General features: G+C 57.2%; 10 protein-coding genes. 8 read left to right on the top strand and 2 right to left on the bottom strand.

From position 1 onward, the window contains the following. The first annotated feature begins 130 nt into the window (after positions 1-130). Positions 131-1444, top strand: a complete 1314-nt coding sequence (locus QLG09_RS14815; RefSeq protein ID WP_020883317.1) for an MFS transporter — start codon at positions 131-133, stop codon at positions 1442-1444. Next, a complete protein-coding gene (locus QLG09_RS14810; protein WP_176587149.1) occupies positions 1441-2229 on the top strand; it encodes a substrate-binding domain-containing protein in 789 nt (262 codons plus the stop codon). The genes QLG09_RS14815 and QLG09_RS14810 overlap by 4 nt, the downstream gene beginning before the upstream one ends. On the opposite strand, the gene QLG09_RS14805 is transcribed toward QLG09_RS14810, so the two are convergent. Next, entirely contained in the window at positions 2204-3103 is a 900-nt protein-coding gene (locus QLG09_RS14805; protein ID WP_014170763.1) for a LysR family transcriptional regulator, read from the bottom strand. The genes QLG09_RS14810 and QLG09_RS14805 overlap by 26 nt on opposite strands. 315 nt (positions 3104-3418) lie before the next feature. Between QLG09_RS14805 and mtfA the strand changes: the two genes are divergently transcribed. After that, positions 3419-4216, top strand: coding sequence for a DgsA anti-repressor MtfA (gene mtfA / locus QLG09_RS14800; RefSeq protein ID WP_014170764.1), 798 nt, complete (start codon positions 3419-3421; stop codon positions 4214-4216). Here mtfA and QLG09_RS14795 read toward each other — a convergent pair. After that, a complete protein-coding gene (locus QLG09_RS14795) occupies positions 4213-5424 on the bottom strand; it encodes an MFS transporter (RefSeq protein ID WP_126487913.1) in 1212 nt (403 codons plus the stop codon). The genes mtfA and QLG09_RS14795 overlap by 4 nt on opposite strands. Positions 5425-5562: 138 nt before the next feature. Here QLG09_RS14795 and QLG09_RS14790 point away from each other — a divergent pair, with 138 nt between their 5' ends. From QLG09_RS14790 to QLG09_RS14770, 5 genes are read left to right on the top strand one after another with little or no spacing between them, the layout of a single operon-like run. Then, positions 5563-7305: an IucA/IucC family protein gene (locus QLG09_RS14790; RefSeq protein ID WP_282489022.1), complete on the top strand. Its 1743-nt coding sequence runs from the start codon at positions 5563-5565 to the stop codon at positions 7303-7305. After that, positions 7305-8252 (top strand): GNAT family N-acetyltransferase, encoded by a 948-nt coding sequence (locus tag QLG09_RS14785; RefSeq protein WP_121339354.1) that lies wholly within the window; start codon positions 7305-7307, stop codon positions 8250-8252. Before QLG09_RS14790 ends, QLG09_RS14785 begins: the two co-directional genes overlap by 1 nt. Continuing rightward, on the top strand, positions 8249-9991 hold the full coding sequence (gene iucC / locus QLG09_RS14780) for an aerobactin synthase IucC (RefSeq protein ID WP_282489021.1): 1743 nt from the start codon (positions 8249-8251) through the stop codon (positions 9989-9991). The genes QLG09_RS14785 and iucC overlap by 4 nt, the downstream gene beginning before the upstream one ends. Beyond that, positions 9988-11313 carry a SidA/IucD/PvdA family monooxygenase gene (locus QLG09_RS14775; RefSeq protein WP_282489020.1) on the top strand — a complete coding sequence of 442 codons (1326 nt, stop codon included), beginning with the start codon at positions 9988-9990 and terminating at the stop codon, positions 11311-11313. The genes iucC and QLG09_RS14775 overlap by 4 nt, the downstream gene beginning before the upstream one ends. A 26-nt stretch (positions 11314-11339) precedes the next feature. Further along, on the top strand, positions 11340-13529 hold the full coding sequence (locus tag QLG09_RS14770) for a TonB-dependent siderophore receptor (RefSeq protein ID WP_151712445.1): 2190 nt from the start codon (positions 11340-11342) through the stop codon (positions 13527-13529). Positions 13530-13736 lie beyond the last annotated feature (207 nt).

The raw sequence follows: 13736 nt of genomic DNA, 5'->3' as shown, positions 1-13736 counted from the left end.
CGATCGACCACGCGCTATTGATGCGTTAAATGCATCAGTCCATGTATTAATTGCGCTTATAAATTTGGGGTTCTTGATCCAGTTTTCAGAAACAGACGAGCAAAACGTCAACAATAAACTGGAGATAACCATGTTTTCCTCAACCTCACCTGCAACCGTTCGCTCGAAAGCGGGCGCGATACTTCGCGTGACGTCCGGCAACTTTCTCGAGCAATTCGACTTCTTCCTCTTTGGCTTTTATGCGACCTACATCGCGCATACCTTTTTCCCGGCGAGCAGTGAATTTGCTTCCCTGATGATGACGTTTGCCGTCTTCGGCGCAGGATTTTTAATGCGCCCCATCGGGGCAATCGTACTGGGTGCCTATATCGACAAGGTTGGGCGCAGAAAAGGACTCATCGTGACCCTGTCGATTATGGCGGCGGGTACCTTCCTGATCGTACTTATTCCGTCTTATCACAGCATAGGTCTGTGGGCACCGTTACTGGTTCTGACTGGCCGACTGTTGCAGGGATTTTCTGCCGGAGCGGAGCTGGGTGGCGTATCGGTCTATCTGGCTGAAATTGCCACGCCCGGCCGCAAAGGTTTTTACACCAGCTGGCAGTCCGGCAGCCAGCAGGTCGCGATTATGGTTGCGGCAGCCATGGGGTTTGCGCTGAATGCGCTGATGGCAGAGAGCGCCATTCGTGAATGGGGCTGGCGTATCCCGTTCCTGGTCGGCTGTTTAATCGTACCGTTTATCTTTTTCCTGCGCCGCAAGCTGGAAGAGACAGAGGAGTTCAATGCACGCCGCCATCACCTGGAGATGCATCAGGTCTTTAAAACCCTGCTCGGTAACTGGCAGGTGGTCATTGCCGGCATGCTGATGGTGGCAATGACCACCACGGCCTTTTATCTGATCACCGTTTACGCGCCGACTTTCGGGAAAAAAGTGCTGATGCTCAGCGCTTCGGACAGCCTGCTGGTTACGCTTCTGGTGGCAATTTCCAACTTTATCTGGCTGCCGATAGGCGGTGCGCTGTCGGACCGCTTTGGGCGTAAACCGGTGCTTATCGCCATGACGCTGCTGGCTTTGGCGACGAGCTACCCGGCACTGACGCTGCTGGCGCAGGCACCGAGCTTCTCAATGATGCTGAGCGTCTTGCTGTGGCTCTCTTTCCTCTATGGCCTGTACAACGGTGCGATGATCCCGGCGCTCACGGAGATCATGCCTTCTGAAGTTCGGGTAGCGGGGTTCTCCCTGGCCTACAGTCTGGCAACGGCGGTATTTGGAGGGTTCACGCCGGTAATGTCTACCGCGCTGATTGAATATACCGGGGATAAAGCCTCTCCCGGCTACTGGATGAGTTTCGCCGCGGTGTGCGCCCTGCTGGCAACGCTCTACCTGTACCGTCGTCGTGCAGTGACGCTGCAAAATACCGTGAAATCAGAGGGGGCGGCATGAGACTGATTCCTCGACTGATCACCGGCGCGTTGATACTGACCGTCCTGAGCTTCAGTGCCTCAGCGAAAGAGGTGACGGTCATGATCTCAGGCGGTTTTAAAGCCGCCCTTGAAAAGCTGGCACCGGAATATGAACGCCAGACCGGCGATAACATTGTGCTCATTCCCGGCCCGTCTATGGGAACGACTCCGCAGGCAATTCCTAACCGGCTTGCGCGCGGGGAAAAAGCCGACGTGGTGATCATGGTGGGCGATGCGCTGGCAACACTTGAAAAGGACAACCTGACTCAGCCTGGCTCGCGCACGGAACTAGCGGACTCCCCTGTCGGTATGGTGGTAAAAAAAGGCGCTGACGTCCCGGATATCAGTAACGAGGCGAAACTTCGCCATACGCTGCTTCAGGCGGAGTCCATCGCCTACTCCGACAGCGCCAGCGGCAGATACGTCAGCCAGACGCTGTTCAAAACGCTGGGGATTGAAAAAGAGGTAATGGGTAAAGCAACGAAGGTTGAGCGCACCCCCGTCGCCGAAGAAGTGGCGAAAGGGAAATACGCGGTAGGTTTCCAGCAGGTCAGCGAACTGCTGCCGATTCCGGGAGTGACGTTTATTGGCAAACTCCCGGACAACCTGCAATACATCACCCGCTTTGCTGGCGCCGTGACCCGCCACGCCGACCATCCTGGCGAAGGGAAAGCGCTGCTGGATTACCTTTCCTCGACACAGTCCAGCGCCGTGATTCGCGACACGGGGATGAGCCCCGTTACGTCCCGCGGTACTGCTCAGTAATGTGTTTTTCCAGTTCAGCCGCAATGTAAGACTGGATGCGCCCCCGGCGTCGAATCAGCCCCACAGTGCGTTTCACCTCCGGTGCCACGAGCGGGACAGACGTCAGTAGCGAGTGCTCTGACGTCGGCATCGACATGGCGGGCACGGCAGCAATGCCGATGCCCGCCTCTACCATACCGAGCATCGTGGTCACATGGCGCGTTTCGCAAACGCTGGGACGCGCAGGCACGATATCCCCCAGCATCCGGTCGAGCAGGTTACGGTTGCCTGACGTTTTGTCGAGGATGATATAGTCCTGCTGATAAAACGCCTGCCACGTCAGGTGAGTCTTTTTTGCCAGCGGGTGATCGCGCCTGCACGCGGCGACATAGCTATCTTCCACAAGGGGGAAAAACTCGATTTCAGAGGGCAAACTCCCGGCGAAACAGATCCCGAAATCCGCCTGGCTACGGGCAACCGCGTCAATGACATTCCCCGCGCTGCTGTCGATGAGCTTAATCCGGACACGCGGATAACGGGACTGAAAGCGACGAATGACATCCGGCATAAAGTAATAGGCCGCAGACGGTACCGTAGCGACGGTAATCAGCCCGGTCCGCTCTTCACTCACTTTATCAATATCAGCCAGCATGGACTCAACGTTATCGAGCAACTGGGCTGAACGTTCAGCAAAGTTCTGCCCGTACAGTGTCAGAGCCACGTGGCGGGTGGTCCGGTCAAACAGCTTCGCTCCCAGCGCCGCCTCCAGTTTTTCAATCCTGCGGCTCAGTGCTGACGGGGACAAACAGATAGATTCAGCAGCAACCCGAAAGTTGCCGTATTCCACTAACGCTCTGAAAGCATAAAGATCGTTAAGGTCAAAATTTACGGGCATAGCGTCTGAATGTCCTGTCTGGCAATACGAACGAAAGTCAAAAATAATAGCGGCTTATTGTCCTGCCGCAACCGGTGAAGCGCCGAAATCCCTTAAGGAGTTGGTTTTCACGCTGACCATAATGGGGTAAGTGTCATAAGATTAGGCTTCGACTGAGTTCACAAAATGAAGGTGATACCAGCAAACCGCTATCCACCGTTACGTACGAAGTGATAGTTTATCCAGGCTGGAATTGAAGCAATGACCGAATGTCTGGCATTTTAACAGAACCTTACCTTCCCCTTTTGTTCAAGTGACGAGTTTGCGAGCAAAGCGATGATTAAGTGGCCCTGGAAAACGAATGACGCTGGCCGAAATATGGCGCTGCCGTGGGATGAAGCGCTGGCGATCCCTGTTCTGGCTAATCTTCAGCCGGATGAACAATCAAAACTGGTTCAACTGGCGGATCGCTTTTTGCAGCAAAAACGTCTGGTTCCGCTGCAGGGCTTCGAGCTGGATCCCCTGAAAAACGCGCGTATCGCCCTGCTTTTCTGTCTGCCGGTACTGGAACTCGGTATTGAGTGGCTGGATGGCTTCCATGAAGTACTCATCTACCCTGCACCGTTTGTGGTGGACGATGAATGGCAGGACGATTTCGGCCTGGTGCATAACCAACGGGTGGTGCAGTCCGGGCAAAGCTGGCAGCAAGGACCGATCATTCTGAACTGGCTTGATATTCAGGACTCGTTCGACGCATCAGGCTTTAACCTGATCATTCACGAAGTGGCGCATAAGCTGGATACCCGCAACGGCGATCGTGCCAGCGGTGTACCGCTGATCCCGCTTCGTGAGGTTGCAGGTTGGGAACACGATCTGCATGCGGCAATGGATAATATCCAGGATGAGATAGATCTGGTGGGCGAAAGTGCTGCCAGCATCGATGCCTATGCGGCAACCGATCCTGCGGAGTGCTTTGCGGTGCTGTCAGAATATTTCTTTAGCGCACCTGAGCTTTTCGCCCCCCGTTTCCCGGCCCTGTGGCAACGGTTCTGTCAGTTTTATCAGCAAGACCCTCTGCTGCGTCTGCGGCAAAATGAGGATCCTGCCGGCAATTCATCTCACCAGCTCCATTAAGACGGGTCGATATGGGTACGATTGACCGCCCGTACCCATAGGCTCATCACCAGAAACATCAGCGCCATCACCCAGGCGGCCTGCGTTAAAAATACCTCGCCGAATAAACGTGTGACGACAGGCACCAGCAGCGCACTCAGGCCGTAGCCCAGCGTGTGGCTGGTGGCAATCACTCCCGCCCCTTTTCCGGTGGTCAGCCGTTCATTCAGCAGCAGCTGGTATCCCGGCGTCGCCATGGCGGCTCCCAGCGACGTCATGACAATCCCCACGTAGAACAACACCAGCCCGGCAATACACATTAGCCCCAGTCCCGTCACCATCAGTACCGCGGCCAGGCAGAGCAATGTCACCGGGCTGAAATGCTGCGGACGGACCACCAGAAATTGTGCAGCGAGCGTTGCCAGCGCGGCCAGACTCAGCAGCAGCGCGACATGATGACTCACCTCTCGCGGGTTACCCTCCAGCAGAGGGCTGAGATGCGGTGACAGGCCAAGCTGCATCAGGCTCACCAGTGCGGCCAGAAGCAACGCCAGCACAAGGTACGGCAGCATTGAAACCTGCACACGCGTCGCCTGATGCGCGACCGGCGGCAGCGGCGGATCGGCGACCTCTCGAAGGACCAGCAGGAGAGCAATAAACGGTGCAATCGCCATCAACCAGAGGGGTGCCACCGGATTGACGCTAAGCATCATCGCCGCCAGCGGCGGCCCCAGCAGACGACCGCAGCTGAGGCCGGAGCTAATGGTCGCCAGCGCGGCCATGCGTTTATCCAGACCCGCGCGCTGAATGGCCCATGTCTGAGCCGCGGGCACCAGCCCTGAGACGGTCAGGCCGTACAGCGTGCGCGAGAGGATCAGGCCCGCCAGCCCCCAGACAGCACTCATCATCCCGCTTGCCATCGCCCAGACCACCAGCGCCATCACGACGAAACTTGCCAGATAGCCACTTAGCGAGGCCTGCATCACGACCTTGCAGCCGTGTCGCTCACTCTGGCGTCCCCACCACGGCGATGCGGGTAAAAAGAGCATGGAGCCGAACATTAACAGCCCCGCCCAGACGGAGAGCGATAACCCGGTCAGGGTGACCAGTTGCGGCAGCATGACCAGCAAACCGTTTTGCCCAATACCTAACAATCCGGCGCATAGCGCCAGTGGCCAGTTCGCTTTCGGGGTGAGGTTTTCCGTCAGTGTTTCAGGGTAAGTGCGCATGAGAATGTGAACATAGTGTCAATAAATGTGTGGAAATCATGAAGTTTATGAAAACAAATATTGCAAAAATAGTTGCGACTGTAAACAGAATGCATATCATAACGATAATTATTATCAATCATGGAATGAGGTACACCTATGCGTACTCTGCCCCGCTCCGCCGGTACAGACGTTGCGGCCCAGTGTTTTTTGAACGCCCTGTTGCGTGAAACGAAGGACTGGCGCTATCTCCCCGCTACCGTTGCGGATGAGCTATCGCAGATTCATATTCCGCTCTCTTCAACCCAGGCCATTCGGGTTCCGGTACGCTATTTCTCTCCAACTCAGCATCATCAGTATCACTTTCCGGCGACGCTTATCCAGCGCGACAGCGACAGCGGTGACGCCGTCACTTTCACGCAACTGATTGACTTAATTCTGGAAAAACCTTCAGTTAAGGGCTCACTCGATACCGAAACGCTGGCTCGCTTTAAGCAACGCACCCTTGAAAGCCATGCCCACACCTGGCAGGCCATCGATTTGCGCCACAATTGGGCAACCCTGCGTGACAAACCGCTGAATTTTGCGCAAGCAGAACAGGCGCTGCTGGTGGGCCATGCGTTTCACCCGGCCCCCAAATCTCACGAGCCGTTTAACGAAAGTGAAGCGCGCCGCTATTTGCCTGATTTTGCCTCCCGCTTCCCGCTGCGCTGGTTTGCGGTTAAGCGTGAATTGATTGCCGGCGACAGCCTGGCCGTCTCTCTTCGCGAACGCCTGCTGCGCTTCGCAGCCCAGAGCGCCCCTGAGCTCCTCGGTCACTTCACCGATACCTTCTGGCTGCTGCCGATGCATCCGTGGCAGGCCGAGCATCTGCTGGGTCAGGCCTGGTGCCAGCGTCTTGTGGCTAACGGCGACCTGCAGGATTTGGGCGAAGCGGGCGCGCAGTGGCTGCCCACCAGCTCCTCGCGCTCGCTGTACAGCGAAACCAACAGCGACATGATCAAGTTTTCCCTCAGCGTGCGCCTGACCAACTCCGTGCGCACGCTGTCGGTGAAAGAGGTTAAACGCGGTATGCGCCTGGCGCGTCTGGCTAAGACAGCGCGCTGGCAGACCTTACAGGCACGCTACCCGACCCTGCGTGTTATGCAGGAAGACGGCTGGGCGGGGCTGCGTGATGAAAATGGCGTCATCCAGGAAGAGAGCCTGATGGCCCTGCGCGTGAACCTGCTGTTCGGGACACCAGACAGCCAGACCAACGTACTGGTGAGCCTGACGCAGGCGGCACCGGACGGAGGTGACAGTCTGCTGGTTGCGGCGGTACGTCGTCTGAGCCAGCGCCTGGATTTACCCCTTGCCGGGGCTGCGCGCTGCTGGGTGCAGGCGTATTGCGATCGCGTTTTACTTCCGCTGTTTAGCGCGGAAGCGGATTACGGCCTGGTTCTGCTGGCGCACCAGCAAAATATCCTCGTTGAGATGCAGCAGGATTTCCCCGTCGGGCTGATCTACCGCGATTGTCAGGGCAGCGCCTGGACTGAAGGGGCCGATGAATGGCTAAAAGAGGCGGGTGAACATGATGTGGAAAACCGTTTTGGCGAAAGCCAGCTGCTGCGCTACTTCCCCTACTACCTGCTGCTGAACTCAACGCTTGCCGTGACTGCCGCCCTCGCCGCCGCCGGTTTCGACAGCGAAGAGAGCCTGATGGCGCAGGTGCGTAACGCACTGGTCGAATTACGCAAAACAGCGAAACAGACCCGCTGCCTCGACTACGTGCTCGACAGCCCAACCTGGAACTGTAAAGGCAACTTTTTCTGCTACCTGCACGATCGCAACGAAAACACCATCGCCGATCCGGCAGTGATCTATTTCGACTTTAGCAACCCGTTTTACAAGGAGAAGGCGTGATGGCAAACGCGAATATCGCCCATTCTGGCTATGGCTTTCGCTGCACCGCAACGGAGAACACTCTACCCCTGACGTTAGGTCTCGACGGCAGCGCAGTGCTTGAGCGCGTGAGTGGTATCCCGGAAGGCTGGTTAGTCGACGCGCTGGATCAGCTGTTCATCGCCGCACCGGCACTGACCGGCGTCACGCTCCCCTGGTCTGCCTGGCAGGATGAACCGCAGGCGCAGGCGCTGTTTACGCTTGCCAGCGGAGATTATCTGGCGCGCGAAACGTTCTGGCAGTTGCCTCTGTGGCTGAAGGGAGAACGGCCCCAGAACCACGGCGGCATGCAGTTCGATGAAAGCCGTCAGCTTTACTTCCCGCTGCGCCCTCACCGTCCGCAAGGCGAAGTCTATCGCCGTTACGACCCGCAGATTAAACGCACCCTGAGTTTCCGCGTGGCCGATGTGGCGCAGGACGGCGAACGTTTCACCCGCTGGATGAACACCCCGCGCGTTAACGCCTTCTGGGAGATGGCCGGCCCGCAGGCGGAGCAGGAAAATTACCTGCGCCGTCAGCTCGACTCGACCTATTGTTATCCGCTTATCGGCTGCTTTGATGACCAGCCGTTCGGCTACTTTGAAATTTACTGGGCGGCGGAAGACCGTATTGGCCGTCACTATCGCTGGCAGCCGTTTGACCGCGGCCTGCACATGCTGGTTGGGGAAGAAAACTGGCGCGGCGCGCAGTATATCCGCAGCTGGCTGCGCGGTCTGAGCCATTATCTGTGGCTGGATGAGCCACGCACAACACGCATCGTTGCCGAGCCACGTTTCGACAACCAGCGCCTGTTCCGCCATCTTTCGTCTGCCGGTTTCGAGACCGTAAAAGAGTTCGACTTCCCGCATAAACGCTCGCGCCTCATCATGAACCAGCGTCATCGCTTCTTCAGCGAGGTGGGACTGTGAACGTGTACTGGCAGAAAGTGAACCGCGACATGGTGGCGAAGATCCTCGCCGAGCTGGAATATGAACGCACCCTGAGCGCCCGGCAGCTGGCAGACAATCGCTGGCAAATCACCATGGGCGCGGAGACCTGGCAGTTCCAGGCCACGCGCGGGATCTGGGGCTGGCTGCATATCGACCCCGAGAGCCTGACCACCGTCAGCGGTAACGCAGTGGACGCAGAAACTGCACTGCTGCAGCTTGCGACGGTACTGGAGATGAGCGACGCGCAGACCGCGGAGCATCTGGAAGATCTCTATGCCACGCTGCGGGGTGATATTCAGCTGTTACAGGCGCGCGAAACGCTGGATGCTGACGCGCTCATTCATCTCGACCCGGACGAATTACAGTGCCTGATGAGCGGCCATCCTAAGTTTATCTTTAACAAGGGACGCCGCGGCTGGGGGCTGGATGCGCTACGCCAGTATGCCCCGGAATACCGTGGCCGTTTTCGCCTGCACTGGGTCGCCGTGCAACGTGCGCACCTGGTCTGGAGCAGCGATGTTGATTGCGATATCAATACCCTACTGGCGAGCGCCATGGATAACGCCGAGCGCGCCCGGTTTGATGCCCGCTGGCAGGCGCTGGATCTTGATGATAACTGGCTGCCCGTGCCGCTGCATCCGTGGCAGTGGCAACAAAAGATTGCTGTCCATTTCCTGGCGCAACTCGCGCGCGGCGAAATGGTTGAGCTGGGCGAGTTTGGCGACGAGTACCTGGCGCAGCAATCGTTGCGTACCCTCACCAATGCCAGCCGCCGCACGCCGTTTGACATCAAGCTGCCGCTGACCATTTACAACACCTCCTGCTATCGCGGTATTCCGGGTAAGTACATTGCCGCTGGCCCGCTGGCCTCACGCTGGTTACAGCAGCAGTTCGCCAGCGATGCCACGCTTATTCGCTGTGGCGCGCAGGTGCTTGGCGAGCCCGCGGCCGGGTATCTTTCCCACCCGGGTTACGCCGCGCTGCCGAAAGCGCCTTACCGTTATCAGGAGATGCTGGGGGTTATCTGGCGCGAAAATCCGTCCTGTTATCTTCAGCAGGGTGAAGAGGCGGTGCTGATGGCTGCGTTGATGGAGAGCGATAACGCCGGACGCCCCTTGATTGACGCATGGATCGCCCAATCCGGTTTGACCGCTGAAGCCTGGCTGGAAAAGCTCTTTGACGCGACGGTCATCCCCTTCTATCACCTGCTCTGCCGCTACGGCGTGGCGCTTATCGCCCACGGCCAGAACGTGACGCTGGTGATGAAAGACGCCACCCCGCAACGCATCCTGCTGAAAGATTTCCAGGGTGACATGCGCCTGGTGGATGAAGATTTCCCGCAGGCAGCAAGCCTGCCTGAACAGGTGAAGTCCGTCACGGCGCGCCTGAGTGCGGATTACATCATTCACGATCTGCAAACCGGTAACTTTGTCACGGTGCTGCGGTTTATTTCACGCCTTACCCTGCAAAGCGGCGTCAGCGAAACCCGTTTCTACCAGATCCTGGCCGAGGTATTGCGCCGCTATATGGCCGCGCATCCCGATCTCGCCGAACGCTTTGCGAAGTTTGATCTGTTTAAGCCGCAAATTATTCGGGTGATCCTCAACCCGGTCAAACTGACCTTCTCCGAACACGACGGCGGCAGCCGCATGTTGCCGAACTATGTCACCGATCTTGATAACCCTCTTTTTCTGGTCTCCCAGGAGTCAGCGCAATGAAAACGTATGATTTCATCGGCATTGGTATTGGCCCGTTTAACCTCAGCATCGCCGCACTGGCTGAGGGACTGGACGGTTTTAGTTCGCTGTTTCTTGAACGCAAGCCGCATTTCTCCTGGCACCCTGGCATGATGGTGCCGGACTGCCATATGCAAACCAGCTTCCTGAAAGATCTGGTGAGCGCCGTGGAGCCCACCAATCGCCACAGTTTTCTTAACTATCTGGTGCAGCGTAAAAAGTTCTATCGTTTTCTGACCACCGAGCAGCGTACGGTCTCTCGCGAAGAGTTTGCCGATTACCTGTGCTGGGCCGCGGAAAACCTCACCAACCTGTCCTTCAGCCAGCAGGTACAGCAGGTCAGTTTTGATGAAAAAAACGGTCTGTTCGACGTGGTGACTCAGCGCGATCGCTTCCTGGCGCGTCACGTCTGCGTGGGAATTGGCAAACAGATTAACCTGCCTGACTGCGCTCCGGCGCAGGATGACAGCTGCTTCCACGCCAGCGAGATGATGCTGCGCACGCCGGACTTAGCGGGCAAGCGCGTCACCGTCGTCGGCGGAGGTCAGAGTGGTGCAGATCTTTTTCTGAATATCTTCCGCGGGGAGTGGGGTCAGCCACTGAGCCTGAACTGGGTTTCCCGACGCAACAATTATAACGCGCTGGATGAAGCGGCTTTCGCCAACGAGTATTTCACACCGGAATATGTAGACAGCTTCTCCACGCTTGGCGAAGAGGCGCGTCGTCAGATGCTGCACGAGCAGAAGATGACCTCCGACGGCATCACCACGGAGTCTCTGCTGGCGATTTATCGCGCCATGTATCACCGCTTCGAAGTGCTGCGGGAAAAACCGTGGGCACACCTCCTGCCCTCTCGCTCGGTCACCGCGATCGCGCAGCAGGAGAACGGCAAGCGCCTGACGTTACAGCATCACCTTGACGGTGGCCGTGAACAACTCGATACCGACGTGGTGATTTTCGCGACCGGCTATCGCACCGTGCAGCCTGCGTTTCTGGCACCGCTCTCCCATCGCCTGCGTCTGGACGCCGACGAAACCTTCTGCATCAACAATGATTTCACCCTTGAATGGGACGGTCCGCAGAGCAACCGCCTGTTCGCCGTGAATGCCGGGATGCACCGTCTTGGCATTGCCGAACCCCAGCTCAGCCTGATGGCCTGGCGCGCCGCGCGTATTCTGAATCGCGCGCACGACGACGAGCCGTTTGAGCTGGCCACTACCCCTGGCGTGATCCACTGGCGTAGCACTCCCCGCCCGGACAGCAGCCAGGTTTATCAATCTTTAGCAAGAACCGCCGAGTACTGACACACACATTCAGGAACTACATAACAATGAAACGTTCTCATCTTTGGGTTTTAAATCCTTGCTTGCTTGCAATGCTTTCTACCTCTGCGTGGGCGGAAGAACAAAAGGAAGAAAATATTGTTGTCTCCGCCAGCCGCGCGCACCGCAGCGTGGCGGAGATGGCGCAGACTACCTGGGTTATTGAGCGTGCTGAGATTGAACAGCAGGTTCAGGGTGGAAAAGAGATTAAAGAAGTCCTGGCGCAGTTGATCCCGGGCATGGACGTCAGCAGCCAGGGCCGCACCAACTACGGTATGAACCTGCGCGGCCGCTCGATGATGGTGATGGTGGACGGCGTGCGCCTGAACTCCTCCCGCAGCGACAGCCGCCAGCTCGACTCCATCGATCCGTTCAACATTGACCGTATCGAAGTGATCTCCGGCGCCACGTCCCTCTACGGCGGCGGCAGCACCGGCGGTCTGGTGAACATCGTCACCAAAAAAGGCCAGCCGGATACCGAAGTGGAGTTCCAGACCGGAGCAAAGAGTGGCTTTAACAGCCATAACGATCACGATGAGAACGTGTCAGCCGCGGTGAGCGGCGGCAACGACAATGCTTCAGGCCGGCTGTCAGTATCGTATCAGCGCTACGGCGGCTGGTACGACGGCAAAGGCAACGAGGTGATTATTGATAACACCCAGACCGGATTACAATATTCCGACCGTCTGGATGTGATGGGAACAGGCACCCTCAACATCGACGATCACCAGCAGCTGCAGCTTACGACGCAATACTACAAGAGCGAGTCCGACGGGAAGCACGGCCTGTTCCTCGGGGAAAACTTCTCCGCGGTTACGGGTGATGCCAAAGCCTACAATAAAGGCAACCTGAACTCTGACCGCCTGCCGGGCACAGAGCGGCATCTGATTAACCTGCAGTACTCCAACACCGATTTCTGGGGCCAGGATCTGGTCGCACAGATTTACTATCGTGACGAAAGCCTGACCTACTACCCGTTCCCGACACTGACCAAAGGCATGGTGAGCAGCATCGGTGCGTCGCAGCAGAAAACCGATTTTTACGGCGGCAAGCTGACGCTGAACAGCAAACCGATGGATGATTTAACGCTGACCTGGGGTGTGGATGCTGACCACGAAACCTTCGACGCTAACCAGCAGTTCTTCAACCTGGATAAAGCGGCAGCAAGCGGCGGTATGGATCTGGAGAACGCCTATAACGTGGGCCGTTACCCGGGTTACAGCATTACCAACCTCGCACCGTTCCTGCAGGCCAGCTACGACATTGATGCCATTACCCTGAGCGGCGGCGTGCGCTATCAGTACACCGAAAACAAGGTGGATGACTTCGTCGGTTATACCCAGCAACAGGCCATCGCTAACGGGAAAGCCACATCGGCTGATGCGGTACCGGGCGGGAAAACCAATTACAACAACTTCCTGTTCAACGCCGGGATCCTTGGCCGTCTGACCGAACAGCAGCAGCTGTGGTTTAACTTCTCCCAGGGCTTCGAAATTCCGGACCTGGCGAAGTACTACGGCTCCGGTACTTACCAGCTTGTCGACGGGCACTATCGCCTGCTGAACAGCGTGAACGTTAACGACTCGACGCTGGACGGCATTAAGGTTAACGCGTATGAGCTGGGCTGGCGCTACACCGGCGATAACCTGCGCACGCAGGTTGCGGCGTACTACTCGCTCTCGGATAAAACCATCACCATCAACAAAACGGACATGACCATCAACCTGGAAGACGACAAACGTCGTATCTACGGGATTGAAGGCCAGGTGGACTATTTCTTCACCGACAGCGACTGGAGCACCGGCGCGAACTTTAACGCCATTAAGTCTGAAACCCGCGAAAACGGTAAATGGGAGAAGCTGACGGTAGACAGCGCCAGCCCGTCGAAAGCCAGCGCCTGGGTCAACTGGGCACCGGGCGACTGGACCCTGCGCGTGCAGAGTACGCAGACCTTTGACGTGTCAGATGCCGACGGTAAGAAGATCGATGGCTATAACACGGTCGACTTCCTGGGCAGCTACGACCTGCCGGTGGGTAAAGTGAGCTTCAGCGTGGAAAACGTGCTGGACAAAGACTACACCACCGCCTGGGGTCAGCGTGCGCCGGGGCTGTATAGCCCAACCTACGGTGCACCAGGTCTGTATACTTATAAAGGCCGTGGCCGTACGTTTGGTCTGAACTACTCCGTACTGTTCTAATCCTGCGCGCCGCCTGCGGGCGGCGCAATTTGCTGTGTAATTTCAGCACAAATTTGCTATAAAATCAGCGATTTGCTGAAATTGTCGACAAACGAACGAAAAGTGCGTGTTCCCCCTTTGACAAGACGAACTGAGGTCGATACTATGCGCCTCGTTCACACGATTCCTCTGTAGTTCAGTCGGTAGAACGGCGGACTGTTAATCCGT

The sequence above is a fragment of the Enterobacter sp. V89_11 genome (assembly GCF_029967775.1).
Lineage (GTDB): Bacteria > Pseudomonadota > Gammaproteobacteria > Enterobacterales > Enterobacteriaceae > Enterobacter > Enterobacter ludwigii.
Note: the sequence above shows the minus strand (reverse complement) of the source record. Positions and strands in the feature narration are given on the sequence as shown.

Excerpts from the sequence above, each read along its gene's own strand:
- QLG09_RS14815 (WP_020883317.1), top strand. The coding sequence starts at position 131 with ATGTTTTCCTCAACCTCACCTGCAACCGTTCGCTCGAAAGCGGGCGCG.
- QLG09_RS14810 (WP_176587149.1), top strand. The coding sequence starts at position 1,441 with ATGAGACTGATTCCTCGACTGATCACCGGCGCGTTGATACTGACCGTC.
- QLG09_RS14805 (WP_014170763.1), bottom strand. The coding sequence starts at position 3,103 with ATGCCCGTAAATTTTGACCTTAACGATCTTTATGCTTTCAGAGCGTTA.
- mtfA (WP_014170764.1), top strand. The coding sequence starts at position 3,419 with ATGATTAAGTGGCCCTGGAAAACGAATGACGCTGGCCGAAATATGGCG.
- QLG09_RS14795 (WP_126487913.1), bottom strand. The coding sequence starts at position 5,424 with ATGCGCACTTACCCTGAAACACTGACGGAAAACCTCACCCCGAAAGCG.
- QLG09_RS14790 (WP_282489022.1), top strand. The coding sequence starts at position 5,563 with ATGCGTACTCTGCCCCGCTCCGCCGGTACAGACGTTGCGGCCCAGTGT.
- QLG09_RS14785 (WP_121339354.1), top strand. The coding sequence starts at position 7,305 with ATGGCAAACGCGAATATCGCCCATTCTGGCTATGGCTTTCGCTGCACC.
- QLG09_RS14775 (WP_282489020.1), top strand. The coding sequence starts at position 9,988 with ATGAAAACGTATGATTTCATCGGCATTGGTATTGGCCCGTTTAACCTC.
- QLG09_RS14770 (WP_151712445.1), top strand. The coding sequence starts at position 11,340 with ATGAAACGTTCTCATCTTTGGGTTTTAAATCCTTGCTTGCTTGCAATG.